This window comes from Ruicaihuangia caeni, assembly GCF_040536845.1.
In the GTDB taxonomy this organism is placed as follows: domain Bacteria; phylum Actinomycetota; class Actinomycetes; order Actinomycetales; family Microbacteriaceae; genus Ruicaihuangia; species Ruicaihuangia caeni.
The window spans coordinates 1,815,425-1,831,931 of record NZ_CP159582.1; the positions used below are offsets into that span (position 1 = coordinate 1,815,425).

Below are 16,507 nucleotides of genomic sequence, written 5' to 3' on the forward strand. Positions count from 1 at the left end.
GGGCATAGAATCGTGTCGTCGCGACTGGCGTCGGATGGGTCACCATCGGGGAGCGACAGACACGGATCGGCCGCACGCCTGGGCCCGCACCCGACTAGTTTTGTCATGTCCGTGTCTGTGAAGGAGTACTCCGTGTCCGACCGCCTCCCCTCCACGTTCAACGAACCGCTCAGCGTCGTCGACCCGGAGATCGCCAAGGTCCTCGAGCAAGAGCTCGGCCGTCAGCGCGACTACCTCGAGATGATCGCCAGCGAGAACTTCGTGCCGCTCGCCGTGCTTGAGGCGCAGGGCTCGGTGCTCACCAACAAGTACGCCGAGGGCTACCCTGGACGCCGCTACTACGGCGGCTGCGAGTACGTCGACGTGGCCGAGAACCTGGCGATCGAGCGCGCGAAGTCGCTCTTCGGTGCCAAGTTCGCGAATGTGCAGCCGCACGCCGGCGCGCAGGCGAATGCCGCGGTGCTGCACGCCATCGCGAAGCCCGGCGACCGCATCCTCGGCCTGGAGCTCGCTCACGGTGGTCATCTCACGCACGGCATGCGCCTGAACTTCTCGGGCCGCCTCTACGAGGCGCACGCCTACGGCGTCGACCCCGAGACCATGCGCATCGACATGGACGTGGTGCGCGAGAAGGCGCTCGAGGTGCGCCCGCAGGTGCTCATCGCCGGCTGGTCTGCCTACCCTCGACAGCTCGACTTCGAGGCCTTCCGCTCGATCGCCGATGAAGTGGGCGCGACCCTGTGGGTCGACATGGCGCACTTCGCGGGACTGGTGGCGGCTGGGCTGCACCCTTCGCCGGTGCCGTACGCCGACGTGGTGAGCTCGACCGTGCACAAGACGATCGGCGGACCCCGTTCGGGCTTCATCCTGTCGAACGACGCCGACATCGCGAAGAAGCTCAATTCGGCGGTGTTCCCGGGGCAGCAGGGCGGCCCGCTCATGCATGTGATCGCGGCGAAGGCGGTCGCGTTCAAGCTCGCCGCCGAGCCCGAGTTCAAGGACCGTCAGGAGCGCACGCTGCGCGGCGCGAAGCTGCTCGCGGAGCGGCTCACGGCATCCGACTCGCGTGACGCCGGCATCGACGTGCTCACGGGTGGCACCGATGTGCACCTCGTGCTCGCCGATCTTCGCGAGTCGGCGATCGACGGCAAGCAGGCCGAAGACCTGCTGCATCAGGTCGGCATCACCGTGAACCGCAACTCGGTGCCCTTCGACCCCCGCCCGCCGATGGTCACCTCGGGTGTTCGCATCGGCACCCCGGCGCTCGCCACTCGCGGCTTCGACGATGCGGAGTTCGCCGAGGTCGCCGATGTGATCGCGTCGGTGTTGATGCCTGGCGCCGACATCGATTCGGCGCGCGCACGGGTGAAGGCGCTCGCCGACGCGTTCCCCCTGTACCAGGGGCTCTGATCGAGTGCAGGAGGCTGAGCCGATGACCGCGATCACGCTCGACGGCGTCGCCACCGCGTCGGCCGTGAAGTCGGAGCTGGCGTCGCGCATCGCGGCCCTGCGGGCGCGCGGTGTCGTGCCAGGCCTCGGCACGCTTCTCGTGGGCGACGACCCTGGATCGCGTTCGTATGTCGCCGGCAAGCACCGCGACTGCGCCGAAGTCGGCATCGAATCGATCCGCGTCGATCTGCCGGCCACGGCGACGGATGCCGATGTGCGTGCCGCGATCGACCGGCTCAACAGCGACCCGGCCGTCACCGGCTACATCGTGCAGCTTCCGCTGCCGCGCGGCCTCGACGAGCACGCCGCGCTCGAGGCGATGGACCCGGCGAAGGATGCCGACGGCCTCCACCCGACCAACCTCGGCCGCCTCGTGCTCGGCGTCGCCGGCGAGCTCGACTCGCCGCTACCGTGCACGCCCGCTGGCATCGTCGAGCTGCTGCAGCGCTACGACGTGCCGATCGCGGGTCGGCATGTGGTGGTCGTCGGTCGAGGCATCACGGTCGGACGTCCGCTCGGCCTGCTGCTGACCCGCAAGGGCCTCGACGCCACAGTGACGCTGACGCACTCGCGCACGGTCGATCTCGCCGCAGAAGTGCGCCGGGCCGACATCGTCGTCGCAGCGGTGGGAGTGCCGCACCTCATCAAGCCCGACTGGGTGAAGCCCGGCGCCGCGGTGCTCGACGTGGGAATCACGCGCGTCGAAGATTCCGCCACCGGCAAGGGCAAGCTGACCGGCGACGTCGACCCCTCCGTCGCATCCGTCGCCGGGCACCTGTCGCCCAACCCGCGTGGCGTGGGGCCCATGACGCGCGCCATGCTGCTCGCCAACGTCGTGAAGGCTGCCGAGCTGCAGCAACCAGCCGCATAGGCCGAGCCGGCACCTCAGCCGCGACGGCGCAAAGTACGCGGAGCGGGCGCTGTTACGCTCGATCGGACGATCCGGCGGTATGCCGCCGGGCACACCCGCGAGAGGAAGTCAGCATGTGTCAGCCAGTCACCTGCAACCGCTGCGGCAAAGTGACGTGGGCCGGCTGCGGTGAGCACATCGAAGAGGCGAAGGCGCAAGTGCCCGCCTCTGAGTGGTGCGGCCACCAGGACTGATCGGTCCGGGCCCGGGCCCCTCCCGCTGCGCTGGTCGGGATAGCTCGTCGAGTCAGGCTCGCTCCTCGAGTAACCGCTGAACCGCCGCTCCCGTGGCGAGCACATGCTCGCGCTGGCACTCGGCCGCAGCCGCGCTCGATTGGTTCGCGATATGTGCGGCCAACTGCTCCTCGACGTGCACCCAATCCGATCCGAACCGATCCGCGATCATCGAGAAGTAGAACCGCGCACGCTTCTCGAGCGAGAGCGACACCGCGGCGAGCACACTGTTGCCGGCGGCAGATCGAATCGCGGCGTTGAACGCGACGCTTGCTCGCCCGAGCTCCAGCGCGTCACCCGCGGACGCCGCAGACCGTGCCCGTTCGATCGCCTGGCCGAAGAGCGTCAGATCGGAGTCGTCTCGGCGGCGTGCAGCGAGCGACGCGAGCTCCGCCTCGATCACCGCGCGTGCTTCGAACAATTCGCGCAGCTCGACCTCCGAATGCTCACGCACATAGACGCCGCTACGAGGCCGGATCTCGACCCACCCCGCCTCTTGGAGGGACCTGAGCGCTTCGCGCACGGGGATACGGCTGACGCCGTAGTGCGCAGCGAGCTCGTCGGCCCGCAACCTCGATCCGGGCGCGATATCGCCTTGAATGATCGCTTCTTCGAGATACTCGTGAATCTGGGCCGGCAGCGTGGCTGTTCCGAATGCGGGCAGCGATGCGAGTGGTGTGTCGGGCGCTGAGACGGTCATTTCGTCATCTCCGGGAGTGAGAATTCATCCAATAGTAGAGGTGACAGTTGTTCGCTCGCCTGCAAGAAGGCGAGTGCAGTGAGCGTGTAGAGTTCGGCGCATCGCAGCACCTCGTCTTCTTCGGCGTAGTCGTCGATGCCTGCCGAGAGCGTGGGCTGCGGGCCGTAGCACAAAGCTGGAACGCTCAGGCGGCGCCAGCGGCTGGCGTCGCTTGCCGGAAGTCGAATGGCCGGCGAAGACGTTCGCCCCGTCACAAGACGGTGCGCCTGTTCCCATGCCGCTCCGATTTCCGATCGCATGGCGGTCCAGTTCGGGTCCCAAGCCTTGATGCGGCCGACGATGACGTCGGCGGTGTCACTCGACGCGGCCAGAATGTCACGCACACGCCGCTCAACGGCATCCGCGGTCGTGCCAGGTGGGAGCCGGAAGTCGATCTCGGCCACGGCTTCCGTTGCAATCTGGCCGATGAAGGTGCCGGCGCTCACCAGTCCCACGTTTGCGGTCAGCACACTGCCCGACGGGTCGAGGCTGTCCTCATGTATCGCGAGATCAGGGGGAAGCGGAACGACCTCGCCATTCAAGCGGTCGATGGCAAGCACGGCGGCCGCGATGATCGCGCTGGCCGAGGAACCACGCGTCACGGCCGAAGAGTGCCCTCCCCGAGCTTGGGCAGCAAGGCGGAGCCAGAGAACACCCTTCTCAGCAATGCTGAGCCGGCGGAACCCGGGCCCTTCTCCGCACAGCATGGCGTCCCCAGCGATATCGGGTACCGTCGCGAGCAAGTGTGCGGCACCGTGCTCGCCGAAGACGACTTCGTCGCTCACCGCGGTGAAGGTCACCCTGCCGCTCCAGTGCCCGCGATGCTCGTGAAGCAGCCGCGCAGTCTGCACCATCGCGGCTACCGCACCCTTCATGTTTCCCATGCCGAGGCCGTACAGCCGACCGTCGCGGCGCGTCAGCTGCCATGGTGAGACACTCCATGCCGCCTCGTCGCCAGGCGGCATGGTGTCGAGGTGCACGTTGAGCACGAGGTGAGGCCCGGGCCGTCCTGAGTCCAGCTCGGCGACCACGCACGGCATGCTTTCGACTGACCGGACCAGGCGAGAACGGATGCCGGCATCCCCGAGCGCCTGCTGGACGACCGCCGCAGCCGACCTGGTGTCGCCGGGTGGGTTCACGCTGCGCGCGGCGACTAGTCGGCCGCAGAGCGCCACCATCTCCTCCCGCCTGATCTCCACGGTACGACGGATGCTCTCGGCGAGCGTCGTGCTGAAGCTCATCGCTTCCCCCTCTTCACTTGGCGCCGCCAATCGGCCTCGGCGAACGGTCCCTCATCGTCGAAGCCGGCAGCCACCACCGCCCCGAACACCCCGTCGCCGGGTTCCCTCACGGTGCACGGATGGCCCTGCTCAGTGAGCGCATCGAGTCGCGGGTGGCCGGCTTCGATGAGCAGCAGGCCGTTCTCGCTGCGCCAGCGGGGCGCCGCGATCGCCTCGGCCAGACTCTGGCCCAGGAATCTCATGCGGCACATGACCTGCAGGAGTGTCTGCACCTGCCCGTCGGCTCCCGGCGTAGCGAGAGCGGTCGTGCGGCCGGTTGCGTCGGTGATCAGAGCCGGCGCCAGGGTGTGCACGGGCCGGGCGTTCGGCCGGGGAGCATTCGAGCCCTGTGTGAAGCCGGCTGCTCTGTTGTTCAGTGAGATTCCGAGTTCGGGAACGAAGACGGCCGAGCCGAAGTCGTCGAAGACGCTCACGAGCGACGACACCGCGTAACCGTCGCTGTCGACCACTGCGACGCCCGCCGTGTGCAGATACGCGCGCGGGCCGCCTCGCCGAGCAGCTGTTGTCTCGTCGACTTCGAGCGTCTCATCGAAGAGCGCGCTCCCTCGCCCCGCATTGTCGCGATGCGCGAACACCGCCTCGGTGACCTCGACGAGCAGGTGGTCGAGAGCCTCGTCGGGAACCACTCCGCGTTGTTCGAACCAGCGGGCCGCCATGGCCAGGAGCACACCCTGCGAGTTGGGCGGTTGCACGGCGAGTCGGCCGCCTCGCCACGCAGTGGTCACCGGCGGAGTGACGTCGATGCTGTGCCGAGCGAGATCTGTCTCGTCGAGACTGCCGCCGTGTGCGCTTACTGACTCGGCCACCGCGCGAGCAGCAGAACCCTGGTAGAACGCGGTCGACCCTTCTTTGCCGATCGCTTCGATGAGCGAGGCGAGCTCCGGCTGCCGCCAAAGGTCGCCCGGTTCCAGGTGCAGCAGTCCCCAGTCACCGCCACCGAATCGCTCGAGTCTGCGGCGCTGGTCCTGGGCGCTGCGATGGAGAATCGCATCGACGCGATAGCCCTCCTTTGCGGCACGCAGCGCCGGCTCGAGCACAGCCGACAACGGAAGTCGGCCCCATCGTCGCTGCGCGACTTCCCATCCCGACACGACGCCCGGAACAGTGACCGACGTTCCTCCGTCGGATGATGGGGGAGACGGCATGGATCGGGCGCTGCGCCCAGTCGCGTTGAGCGAGTGCTCTGACCCGGTGGGCAGTCGCACGGTTTGCAGCAGATCGCCGCCGAGCCCGGCCGAGTGCGGCATCACCGCGCAGATCACTGCTTGCGCAGCGGTGGCGGCGTCTATCGCGCATCCGCCCGCCTCGAGCATGTCGAGCGCCGCTTCTACTGCGAGGGGATGGGCGGCGGAGACCGCTCCTCGAGTTCCAGCGTGCATCAGCGCCCCCGTCTGTCATCGTTGACTGTGAATCACTTATAGCGTATATCTGATATCTAATCCGGCAGAACAGGCCGAGCTGCTCCGCAGCGATGTTCTTTCAAGCAAGCCAGCAACGACGAAGTTGGAGGCAAGGGATGAAGCACAGATTTTTCGGCGCCGCCGCGGCCATGGCCGCAGCCGCGCTGCTGACCGGCTGCGCGATAGGCGCTGGTGGCGGGGCATCCGCAGGCCCGAACGCCGAGGGCGAAGATCGCCCCGGGGCACCCCTCGTCGAGGGATTCGAGTCGACCGTGCTCAAGGCGTGCGCGGCGGAGGCCTCAGAGACGGTCGCCAAGATCCAGGAGCGCGGCACGCTGCACTGGGGCATCGGTGTCTCGCCGCCATTCGGATTCAAGGGCGGCGACGGCAACTGGCAGGGCGTCGAGGCGGACAATGCGCGAGAGCTTGCAGCCCTGCTCGGCGTTGAAGTCCAGATCCAGGACTACGACTACGGGATCATGACGGCATCGCTGCAGTCCGGCAAGGCCGACATCGTGGGTGCTCAGCTCTTCATCACCGCCGAACGCGCAGCCGCCATCGACTTCAGCGACTACTACTACCTGTCAGGGCAACTCTTCTATGTGCTGGAGGACAGCCCCTATCAGACCATCGCCGACCTCGATCAAGCCGGCGTTCGCTTCGTGTATGGCACCGGCAACGCTCAGAAGGCGATCGCAGAGAAGTACATCCCGCAGGCGACCATCTCCGATGCGCCGCTGCGTGGGCAATTGCTGCTCTACGAGTTCCTCGCAACGGGACAAGCCGATGCGTCGATGGTCGAGGCTGCGCCGATGCCGGTGCTGCTGTCGAAGTACACCGACCCGCAGTTGGCCGCGATCGGCCTTGAGGGGCGCGTGACGACGCCCACGGCATCCGAGTCGGAGATCATCGACCCATTCGAAGTGGCCTTCGGACTGCCGAAGGGCGATGACGGCTGGAAGTCGTGCATCGACGCTTGGGTAGCCGAGGCGCGAGAGTCGAACCGGATGCAGGAGCGCATTCAGTACTGGCTCGACCAGAACATCGCGGGCTGATCGGAGCGAGACGATGCTGCAGCAGTACTCTTTCGACTTCTCCTGGTTGCCGGGCGCCCTGCCGATCTTCATGCAGGCAGCGTTCCTGACCATCCAGATCCTTGTATGGTCGGCGGTGATCTCGCTCGCCATCGGGCTGGTCACGGGGCAGTTGCTGACCAGCACTAGGGGTTGGCTGCGCGTTCCCGCGCGGGTGTATGTCGACTTCTTCAGGCTCACGCCGCTGCTGTTCCAGATCGTCGTCGTCTTCTTTCTCATCCCGATCGCGTTCGATGTGACGCTGAGCGCGTTCACCAGCGGGGTGATCGCGCTCAGCCTCAACTACGGCGCCTTCTTCGCGGAGGTGTTCAGAGCGGGCGTCCAAAGCATCGACAAGGGGCAGTGGGAGGCGTCGCAGGCGATGGGGATCCCTCGCCTGCGCACCCTGCGCCGCATCATCTACCCGCAGGCGATACGGCGCATGCTGCCGCCGATCGGCAGCATGCTCATCAGCCTTACGAAAGACACGAGCCTCATCTCGGTGATCGGCGTCGCCGAACTGTTCAACACTGCGCAGAACGTGGGAGCCGGCACCTTCCGCCAGATCGAGGTGCTGCTGCTCGTCTCGCTCTTCTACCTGGTGCTGAACCTGCCGCTCGCCCTCAACACCGAGCGGCTGAACAGGAAGCTGAACCTTGCCTGATCTCGATCTCGACCTCACGACCTCGCGCCCCCACCGGGCGGCCACGCCGGTGATCTCGGCCAAGGAGCTGTGCAAGAGCTACGGCGACAATGTCGTGCTTCGAGGCGTCGATCTCGACGTGCACGAGGGAGAAGTGGTCTGCATCATCGGGCCGAGCGGCTCCGGAAAAAGCACCTTGCTGCGCTGCCTCAACAACCTTGAGCAGCCCACGGACGGCACAGTCAGTGTCTTCGGTCAGGTGCTTGACGCTCGCAAGCCCAAAGAGCTCCTTCGCGCTCGCCGGCACATCGGCATGGTGTTCCAGCAGTTCAATCTCTTCCCCCACATGGACGTGCTCGGCAATGTGATGGAAGGACAACGCTCCGCGCTGGGTCGCTCCAAGGCGGATGCCGCCGCCGCAGCGATGTCTGCGCTCGCCGAAGTCGGCCTCGCCGAACGCGCGGACGCGCGGCCCTCTCAGCTCTCCGGCGGACAGCAGCAGCGCGTGGCGATCGCCAGAAGCCTCGCGATGGATCCGAAGGTCATGCTCTTCGACGAACCGACCTCGGCGCTCGATCCGGAACTGCGAGCCGAGGTGCTCGACACCATGCGGGCGCTCGCTGCCGAGCACCGCACCATGGTCATCGTCACGCACGAGATGGGATTCGCCAAGCGTGTGGCCGATCGGGTCGTGTTCATCGACGGTGGCGTGATCGTGGAACAGGGCGACCCTCGAGAGGTCCTCTCGTATCCCAAGACCGAACGTCTGCAGCGCTTCTTGAACCTCGTTCTCTGGGGAGAGGACGCTTGATGGCCCCCAACGCGCCGGGCGAGACCTCGGGCTCCGATGGTTCGCGCGCGACGACCTCGAATCTGAAGAAAGGAACCGATGTGACCAGTACCGCACTCGCCTCCCGCCCCGCGGAGGAGGCACGGTCGATGCTGCGCCAGATGGTGCGCATCCGCCGCTTCGAAGAGAAGCTGGCCGTGCTGTTCAAGCGCGGCCGGCTTCCCGGTTTCGTGCACCTGTACCTCGGCGAGGAGGCGGTCGCCGTCGGCGTCTGCGCCGCGCTGCGTGAAGACGACCGCATCACGTCGACCCACCGCGGCCATGGCCACCTCATCGCCAAGGGTGCCGAGGTGGACCGGATGATGGCCGAGCTCTTCGGGCGCGTCGACGGCTACTGCCGAGGCAAGGGCGGGTCGATGCACATCGTCAGCTTCGAACTCGGCATCATGGGCACGAACGGCATCGTGGGCGGCGGTATCCCGATCGGCACCGGCTCGGCGCTCGGGGACCAGCACCTGGGCCGCGATTCCGTGACGGTCGTGTTCTTCGGTGATGGCGCGTCGAACCAGGGTGTGTTCTTCGAGTCGATGAATCTCGCCGCGATCTGGAAGCTGCCGGTGATCTTCGTCTGCGAGAACAACGGCTACACCGAGTGGACCCCTACCGAAGAGCTCACCGCCGGGTTGATCGCCGACCGCGGCAAGCCCATGGGCATCCCAGGCGTGCAGATCGACGGCAATGACGTCGAGGCAGTGCGTGCTGCGGCTGAAGAAGCGATCGACCGCGCCCGGCGGGGCGAGGGGCCCACCGTGATCGAAGCGCGCACCTATCGCTGGCACGGACACAACGAAGGCGAGGAAGCTTTCGCTGGCGACTACCGCCCGGCGGAAGAGCAGCAGAGCTGGCGCGACCGTGACCCGATCTCCACTTACGTCGAGCGCCTGGTCGACTCTGGCGTGATCGCGCGCGACGAGTACGAACTCATCGACCGCGAAGAGACGGATGCCGTCGACCGCGCCGTCGAGTTCGCTGAAGCGAGCCCCTTCCCCGACCCCGAAGAAGCGCTCGAGCACCTCTTCGCCACCGCCACGACAGGAGATGCGAAATGACTCAGGCCACTGCCGCGCCCGCGCAGGCCGCGAAGCCGCAGGCGCAGGAGCGCCAGGTCTACTTCATCAATGCGATGAAAGAGGGTCTACAGGCCGCGATGCGCGAAGACGAGACGGTGATGGTGCTCGGCGAAGACGTGCAACGTTCAGTGATCGGTGCCACTCGCGGTCTTGTCGAGGAGTTCGGCGAACCGCGGGTGCGGAACACGCCGATTTCGGAGGCCACCTTCGTCGGCGCCTGTGTGGGCGCGGCAGCGGCCGGCGTGCGTCCGGTGGTGGACCTCATGGTGGGCTCGTTCTTCTACGTAGCCATGGACCAGCTCGCGAACCAGGCGGCCAAACTGCGCTACATGTCGGGTGGGCAGGTCGAGCTGCCGATCGTGTACTTCACGGCCACCGGGCCGAGCGGTTCAGGTGCCGCACAGCACTCGGAGAACCCGCATCCGATGCTCATGAACGTCGCTGGCCTGAAAATCGTGATGCCGTCGACGCCATATGACGCCAAGGGCCTGATGCTGTCGGCGATCCGCGACCCGAATCCGGTCGTGTACCTGCAGGACTTCGTGCTCGGCGGCACCAAGGGCCACGTGCCCGAGGAGGCCTACACAGTGCCCATCGGTGTCGCCGACGTCAAGCGGCGGGGTACGGATGTGACCGTCGTGGCTATCGGCGCCACGGTCCCTCGCGCGCTCCGCGTCGCGCGCAAGCTGGAGGGCGAGGGCATTTCGGTCGAGGTCGTCGACCCGCGCACCCTCGCACCGCTCGACCTCGACACGATCCTTGAGTCGGTGGCTCGTACCGGCCGTCTCGTGGTCGTGGACAGCGCCAGGCTGACCTGTTCCGCGGCCAGCGAGATCGTCGCATCTGTCGTGGAGACGGCCTACGACGTGCTCAACGCCGCGCCGCAGCGCGTGGCGTGGGAAGACGTGCCCGTGCCCTTCACGCCGCCGCTGGAGCAGCGGGTGCTGGTGGACGACGACGACATCGAGCGTGCGATCCGCACGACACTCGCGAACTGAAAGGACCGGAAATGGATGTGATTCTGCCCAAGTGGGGAATGTCGATGCAAGAAGGCGTCATCGCCGAGTGGCTGGTCACTGTCGGCGATGCCGTCACCGAGGGCCAGGCGTTGGTGATGATCGAGACCGAGAAGGTCGAGACCGAAGTGGAATCACCCGGCAGCGGCACGATCGCTGAGATCCTTGTGCCGGCCGGTGAAACCGCCGAGGTCGGCTCGGTCATCGCGCGGCTGTCGTGAGCACCGGTCCCGTCGCAGCGGTGATCTCGAAGCCGCTGGTGAACAAGCCCGACATGTCTCTGGACCTGGCGCTAGTACTGCTCGCCGGAGTGCGGGAGCAGTGCTCGACACGCGGCATCGCCCTCGCCGCGGCCGTGGTCGATCGCGGCGGAAACCTCGTGTCGTCAGCGCGGATGGACGGTGCTCAGCTCGGCGCCTTGTCCATCGCGACCGACAAAGCGTTCACTGCTGCCGCGTTCGGACATCCGACCAGCGCATGGACCGCGAGCTCAGCTCCTGGAGGCGGGGACTGGGGCCTGGCGCACGCGCTGGGGGGCCGAGCGATCGTGTTCCCCGGCGGCGTCCCCATCTTCGACGGCGGCGAGCTGATCGGGGCGCTCGGCGTGAGCGGCGCCGCTTCCACCGTCGACGAGGAGTGCGCGCTCGCTGCCGCAGCAGCCGCCGGAGTCGAAGCGGCAGCAGCATGACATCGGTGCTCGTCGCTGGCGGCGCGACCGGCATCGGTGCCGCCGTCGTGCGGAGCTTCCGTGGTGCCGGCGCGACAGTCACGCTCGCGGACCGGAACGTCGACGCAGGCGGCGCATTGGTCGCGGAACCCGGCCCGGGGGCAGCGCGCTTCATCGAGTGCGATCTGTCTGACACGGCCGCCCCCGCGGAGGCTGTCGCCGCCGCTGTCGAGTTCGGTGGCGGTGTAGACGTCGTGTTCTACAACGCTGGCGTGCTCCAAGCGCGCGCCCTCGCCGACTGGACCGTCGAGGACTGGGATCTTGCCGCGGCCGTGAACCTTCGCGGTCCCTTCCTGATGGCGCAGGCGGCACAGGCAGCGCTCTCGGCATCCGAGCATGGCCGCTTCATCGTGACTGCCTCGACGGGCGCCCTCCGTGGGCACGCGGGCATGCCCGCGTATCACGCGACCAAGTCGGGCGTCCTCGGACTCGTGCGTGCGCTAGCTGACGAATTCGGGCCAGCTGGTGTGACGGTGAACGCCGTGTGCCCGGGCTGGGTCGACACCACGTTCAACGACGGGTTCTGGTCGCACCAGGACGATCCGGATGCTGCGCTCCAGCGCTTGGTCGACAGCATTCCGCTGCGCCGCCAGGCGGTGCCCGATGACGTGTCCGGCCTCGTGCTCTTTCTCGCAACACCCGCCGCGTCGTACATCACCGGCCAAGCGCTCGTCGTCGACGGCGGCTATACCGCCGTGTGAACGGTCGCCGCCGATCCACACCCAACCACCTCGCAACAACCAGAAGGAGCCGTCAGATGACGCACCAGGTCTTCGTCAATCCTCGCGCCGCCGAGCGGCTGGCCCCCGCGCCCTCCATCGCGCCTATGCCGATCGACTTCCATCGAACGATGCCCGGCTACGAGCCCACACCCCTGCGCGAGCTTCCTGCCCTCGCCCAGCGGCTCGGAGTGGCGCGCGTCTATGTGAAGGATGAGTCGTCGCGCATGGGATTGCCCTCGTTCAAGCTCCTCGGCGCCTCATGGGCCTCGTCACGAGCCGTGGCGCGCGAGTGGATCGGTACCGATGAACTGCTCTCACCCGAGCAGATCCGCGAGCGCATCCCCCAGCCGCACGCACACCGTCTCGTTGCGGCCACCGACGGAAACCACGGCCGGGGTATCGCGTACATGTCGAGACTGTTCGGGGTTGCCTGCACGATCTATGTGCCGGCGGGCACGGCCGACTCCCGCATCCGCGATATCGAGTCCGAGGGCGCGACCGTGGTCGTGGTCGATGGTACCTACGACGACGCGATCGCGCGCTCGGCCGAAGATGCCGATGACCGCACGCTCGTTGTCTCCGACACCTCCTGGGAGGGGTACATGGAGATCCCCGCCTCCGTCATCGACGGCTACTCGACCTTGTTCGCCGAGGTCGACGACGCGGTGTCGAGTCGGGGTCTTCCCGAACCGACCGTGGTGGCGATGCAAGCGGGAGTCGGCGCCTTCGCCGCCGCCGCGCTCCGGCACTACCGAGCCTCGACGCGCGAGAACGCGCCCCGCACCGTGATCGTCGAGCCCACCAGCGCGAACTCATTGCTGGTCTCTGCCCAGCACGGCGAGCCGACCGAGGTGCCAGGCCCGCACCCGTCGACCATGGCGGGTCTGAACTGCGGTCTGCCGTCGATCCTCGCGTGGAACGACATCGTCGTCGCCGCCGACACGTTCGTTGCCGTCGAAGACGCCGCGGCCGAAGAGGCCATGAGGGCGCTCGCCGGAGCCGGTGTCGTATCGGGTGAATCCGGCGCTGCGGGCCTTGCCGGGCTCATCGAGATCGCCGAGCACGGCACCGCGCAAGAGCGAAGCGCGGTCGGCCTCCACCCCGACGCCGTCGTGCTCCTGGTCAACACCGAGGGCGCAACCGACCCGGAGAACTATGAGCGCGTGGTCGGTCGGCGACCCGAGACGCTCGCCGCCACCGCCGCTGTCTGACACCTGAGCCGTCGGCATGCGGCGAAACTTCAACGCACCGCAATCACCAGTCACTCCAACGAAAGGAAACTCGACATGTCAGAGACGACGAAGTCCTCGACGATCGAGGTACAGCACGTCGATGTGATCGACCCGGCGAACAGGCACGGGCGCGCCCGTGACCTGTTCCCGGTCTGGTTCTCGGCGAATCTCAACGTCGGCAATGCGTTCTTCGGTGCGCTCGCGGTCGTGGTCGGCAACAACTTCTTCTGGGCTCTCGTCGCCGTGCTGCTCGGCAACATCGCCGGTGGAGTGTTCATGGCGCTGCACTCGATCCAAGGCGCCAAACTGGGCGTGCCACAACTCATTCAGAGCCGCGGCCAGTTCGGTTTCTACGGCGCCATGCTGCCCGTTGCACTGGCCGCGTTCCTCTATCTCGGCTTCTTCGCCACGACGGCGGTCATCGGAGGCCAGGCGCTCACAGCGGCAGCACCCGGCATCGACCTCAGTCTCGCCATCATCATCGTCGCGCTCTTGAGCCTGGGACTGTCGCTGATCGGCTACCGGGCGATCCACGTCGCGGCACGCTGGGCGATGTGGCCCCTCGCGATCACAGTCGTCGTGGTGACCGCCGCCTCGGCACTGCACGGCGGCATCGAGTTCACGATTGCGGACTTCGCACCGGGACCGTTCTTCACCGCGTTCGGCTTGATCGCGACCTTCCTTCTCACCTATGCCCCGTACGTCTCCGACTACTCGCGGTACCTCCCAGTCGAGACCAAGGCGACCGCTGCGTTCAACTGGACCTTCGCGGGCGCGTTTCTCGGCACCTTCTGGACGCAGCTGCTCGGAGTGGCCCTCGCGATTCAGTTCGACCCGAACGACACCATGGCCTCCATCGGTGATCTGTTCGGCGGTGGGTGGGTGGTCGCCCTGATCCTGGTCGTCACCGCGGTCGCGATCGGCGGTAACAACGCGCTGAACCTCTACGGCGGCATGCTGAATCTGATCACGGCGGCCACCTCGTTCGTGAAGGTTGCGGCGTCGAAGAAGGTGCGCATTCTGATGCTGCTGCCGACGTTCGCCCTCGGCATCCTGATCGCCCTCACCGCATCCGCGGACTTCTCGGCGAATGTGAGCAACTTCCTTTCGTTCCTGCTGCTCGGCTTCGTGCCATGGGGCGCGATCAACCTCATCGACTACTACTGGGTACGGGAGGGACGCTACGACGTGGCGGCGTTCTTCGAACCACGCGGTGCGTACTACAACGACCCCGCCACGTGGACGCGCAACGGGTTCAACTGGCAGGCGTTGCTGTCGTACTTCATCGGGTTCGCCGCCGCGTTGCCGTTCGTGAACAACGGTTGGTTCCAGGGGTTCGCCGCCCCCCTGCTCGGGCATGCCGACCTCTCGTGGATCCCCGGCCTGATCGTCACCGGCGTCGTCTACCTGCTGATCACGCGCCGCAATCCCCGGCGTGCGGGAACAGCGGAGCATGTCGCCGAGGTGAGCCGTTGACCAGGACCGCTGACCGGCTCTTCGTCGTGCAGTTCGGCGCCGAGCGGGTATCGAAGAATCTCTCGCTCGCAGGAGGACCCCATCACCTCTACTGGGAACCGCTCTACGGCGTGATCGTGGAGACCGGCGAGGGGCGAGTCCTGTTCGACACGGGGATGTCACGGGCCTCGCACCATTCGGCTGAGAACACGGCTGCCTACAGGGCTGGGGGAGTCGGAGCCTCGAACCTCGACGTGCCGTGGCACCTGTATCCGGAGCCGCCCCGGACCGACGACTGGAACTGGGGACTGCCCGGCGACCCATTGGTTGCCGGGTTGGCCCAGGTCGGACTCGAGCCTTCAGACATCTCGCTCGCGGTGATCAGTCACATGCACGTCGATCACTCGGGCGGTATCGGCACGCTGACGGCAGCGGGTGTCCCCATCGCGATCCAACGCCGTGAACTCGAGTTCGTACAGAGCGGCGCGGTCGGGATCGCCGAGGGCTTCAATGCGCTCGATTGGACTGCGCCGGGTACGCAATGGCGAGTGATCGACGGCGACGAGGAGCTCGCGCCTGGAGTTCGAGCGGTGTCGACACCGGGGCACACACCCGGGCACCAATCTCTCTTGGTCGATCTGCCCGAGAGCGGCAGCTGGTTGTTTGCCGGTGACGCCGCCGATCTCGCGCAGAACTTCCTCGACCACACGCCGTGCGGGTCCTGCGCGGGCGGCACCGATGAAGACGCGCAGAACGCGGCAGAATCGATCGATCGGTTGCTTGCTCTTGCGCGGGAGCGTCAAGCGCGACTGATCCCGGGCCATGACCAGGTTGTGGTGAACGCGGTGAGGCACCCGAGGGGAGGACATCGGTGAACACGACACGGTCTGGGCTCCTGACGGGCAAGTGCGCCGTGATTACCGGCGGTGCAGGCGCCATCGGCGTCGCGATCGCTCGCCGATTCGCTGAGCACGGCGCCTCGATCGCGCTGATCGACCTCGACGAGAGCGCGACTGCGCGGATTGTTTCGGCCTTGGAGGACGAGTACGGAGCGTCGGCGATAGGCCTCGCAGCAGACGTCGGCGACACATCGTCGATGGAGACCGCGGCGGACCGCATCGCAGCCGCGATCGGACCGGTTGACACAGTCATCGCCAACGCCGGCGTGCTCGTGCTCAAGCCGGCGCTCCAACTCACCAAGGATGAGTGGAACCGCGTCATCGGGGTGAACCTGGGCGGAGCGTTCACCACGGCCACGGTGTTTGCCCGTCGGATGCGCCAGGCCGGCCAGCCAGGCAGTGTGATCTTCACCTCGTCGCTCTTCGGAGTGCGGGGCGGGCAAGGCAATGCCGCGTACTCTGCGTCCAAGTTCGGCGTCCTCGGCCTTGCTCAGTCAATGGCGGCGGAGCTCGCGCCCCACCGCATCCGGGTCAATTCCGTGTGTCCCGGGCAGATCGAGTCACGGATGCTAGACGAGTTGTTCGAGCGCCGTGCGGAGAGATCTGGGCGAACGGCGGGGGAAGAACGTGCTGTGTTCGAATCGCGAATCCCAATCGGCCGTCTTGGTTCCGCGGAGGAGGTGGCCGACACGTTCATGTACCTCGCGAGCGATCTCAGTCGCTACGTCACGGGCCAGCACCTTGTCGTCGACGGAGGGTGGCAGGTGGGCTAACGCGGGATCGCAGCG

Annotated in this window: 17 protein-coding genes and 1 riboswitch; of the genes, 14 read left to right on the forward strand and 3 right to left on the reverse strand. The window is 66.9% G+C overall.

What is annotated here, in order from left to right:
• Positions 1–10 precede the first annotated feature (10 nt).
• Positions 11–91, forward strand: a riboswitch (ZMP/ZTP riboswitch).
• A gap of 14 nt (positions 92–105) precedes the next feature.
• The gene (glyA, locus tag ABV606_RS08410; RefSeq protein WP_353987365.1) at positions 106–1,410 is read left to right on the forward strand and encodes a serine hydroxymethyltransferase; all 1,305 of its coding nucleotides are present in this window, start codon (positions 106–108) and stop codon (positions 1,408–1,410) included.
• A gap of 22 nt (positions 1,411–1,432) precedes the next feature.
• Positions 1,433–2,320 carry a bifunctional methylenetetrahydrofolate dehydrogenase/methenyltetrahydrofolate cyclohydrolase gene (locus ABV606_RS08415; protein WP_353987366.1) on the forward strand — a complete coding sequence of 296 codons (888 nt, stop codon included), beginning with the start codon at positions 1,433–1,435 and terminating at the stop codon, positions 2,318–2,320.
• 285 nt (positions 2,321–2,605) lie between these two features.
• Here ABV606_RS08415 and ABV606_RS08420 read toward each other — a convergent pair whose 3' ends face one another.
• Genes ABV606_RS08420 through ABV606_RS08430 form a run of 3 tightly spaced genes read right to left on the reverse strand, consistent with a single transcriptional unit; the run spans position 2,606 to position 6,011 of the window.
• Positions 2,606–3,292 carry a GntR family transcriptional regulator gene (locus tag ABV606_RS08420; protein WP_353987367.1) on the reverse strand — a complete coding sequence of 229 codons (687 nt, stop codon included), beginning with the start codon at positions 3,290–3,292 and terminating at the stop codon, positions 2,606–2,608.
• Positions 3,289–4,572, reverse strand: a complete 1,284-nt coding sequence (locus tag ABV606_RS08425; RefSeq protein ID WP_353987368.1) for a M20/M25/M40 family metallo-hydrolase — start codon at positions 4,570–4,572, stop codon at positions 3,289–3,291. Before ABV606_RS08425 ends, ABV606_RS08420 begins: the two co-directional genes overlap by 4 nt.
• Positions 4,569–6,011 carry a gamma-glutamyltransferase gene (locus tag ABV606_RS08430; protein WP_353987369.1) on the reverse strand — a complete coding sequence of 481 codons (1,443 nt, stop codon included), beginning with the start codon at positions 6,009–6,011 and terminating at the stop codon, positions 4,569–4,571. The genes ABV606_RS08425 and ABV606_RS08430 overlap by 4 nt, the downstream gene beginning before the upstream one ends.
• 137 nt (positions 6,012–6,148) lie before the next feature.
• On the opposite strand from ABV606_RS08430, the gene ABV606_RS08435 reads away from it, so the two are divergent.
• From ABV606_RS08435 to ABV606_RS08490, 12 genes are all read left to right on the forward strand, one after another.
• Positions 6,149–7,087, forward strand: coding sequence for a substrate-binding periplasmic protein (locus tag ABV606_RS08435; protein ID WP_353987370.1), 939 nt, complete (start codon positions 6,149–6,151; stop codon positions 7,085–7,087).
• A 13-nt stretch (positions 7,088–7,100) separates the two neighbouring features.
• A complete protein-coding gene (locus ABV606_RS08440) occupies positions 7,101–7,769 on the forward strand; it encodes an amino acid ABC transporter permease (protein WP_353987371.1) in 669 nt (222 codons plus the stop codon).
• Complete coding sequence (locus tag ABV606_RS08445; protein ID WP_353987372.1) at positions 7,762–8,559, forward strand: amino acid ABC transporter ATP-binding protein; 798 nt, start codon at positions 7,762–7,764, stop codon at positions 8,557–8,559. The genes ABV606_RS08440 and ABV606_RS08445 overlap by 8 nt, the downstream gene beginning before the upstream one ends.
• Positions 8,560–8,639: 80 nt before the next feature.
• On the forward strand, positions 8,640–9,647 hold the full coding sequence (locus tag ABV606_RS08450; protein WP_353987373.1) for a thiamine pyrophosphate-dependent dehydrogenase E1 component subunit alpha: 1,008 nt from the start codon (positions 8,640–8,642) through the stop codon (positions 9,645–9,647).
• Positions 9,644–10,666: an alpha-ketoacid dehydrogenase subunit beta gene (locus ABV606_RS08455; protein ID WP_353987374.1), complete on the forward strand. Its 1,023-nt coding sequence runs from the start codon at positions 9,644–9,646 to the stop codon at positions 10,664–10,666. Before ABV606_RS08450 ends, ABV606_RS08455 begins: the two co-directional genes overlap by 4 nt.
• An 11-nt stretch (positions 10,667–10,677) precedes the next feature.
• On the forward strand, positions 10,678–10,905 hold the full coding sequence (locus ABV606_RS08460; RefSeq protein WP_353987375.1) for a lipoyl domain-containing protein: 228 nt from the start codon (positions 10,678–10,680) through the stop codon (positions 10,903–10,905).
• Complete coding sequence (locus ABV606_RS08465; RefSeq protein WP_353987376.1) at positions 10,902–11,372, forward strand: GlcG/HbpS family heme-binding protein; 471 nt, start codon at positions 10,902–10,904, stop codon at positions 11,370–11,372. Before ABV606_RS08460 ends, ABV606_RS08465 begins: the two co-directional genes overlap by 4 nt.
• Positions 11,369–12,112, forward strand: a complete 744-nt coding sequence (locus ABV606_RS08470) for an SDR family NAD(P)-dependent oxidoreductase (protein ID WP_353987377.1) — start codon at positions 11,369–11,371, stop codon at positions 12,110–12,112. Before ABV606_RS08465 ends, ABV606_RS08470 begins: the two co-directional genes overlap by 4 nt.
• 56 nt (positions 12,113–12,168) lie before the next feature.
• Positions 12,169–13,344, forward strand: coding sequence for a diaminopropionate ammonia-lyase (locus tag ABV606_RS08475; RefSeq protein ID WP_353987378.1), 1,176 nt, complete (start codon positions 12,169–12,171; stop codon positions 13,342–13,344).
• Between the two features lie 75 nt (positions 13,345–13,419).
• Complete coding sequence (locus ABV606_RS08480) at positions 13,420–14,841, forward strand: purine-cytosine permease family protein (protein WP_353987379.1); 1,422 nt, start codon at positions 13,420–13,422, stop codon at positions 14,839–14,841.
• Positions 14,838–15,695 carry an N-acyl homoserine lactonase family protein gene (locus ABV606_RS08485; RefSeq protein ID WP_353987380.1) on the forward strand — a complete coding sequence of 286 codons (858 nt, stop codon included), beginning with the start codon at positions 14,838–14,840 and terminating at the stop codon, positions 15,693–15,695. The genes ABV606_RS08480 and ABV606_RS08485 overlap by 4 nt, the downstream gene beginning before the upstream one ends.
• Positions 15,692–16,492: an SDR family NAD(P)-dependent oxidoreductase gene (locus tag ABV606_RS08490; protein ID WP_353987381.1), complete on the forward strand. Its 801-nt coding sequence runs from the start codon at positions 15,692–15,694 to the stop codon at positions 16,490–16,492. The genes ABV606_RS08485 and ABV606_RS08490 overlap by 4 nt, the downstream gene beginning before the upstream one ends.
• Positions 16,493–16,507 lie beyond the last annotated feature (15 nt).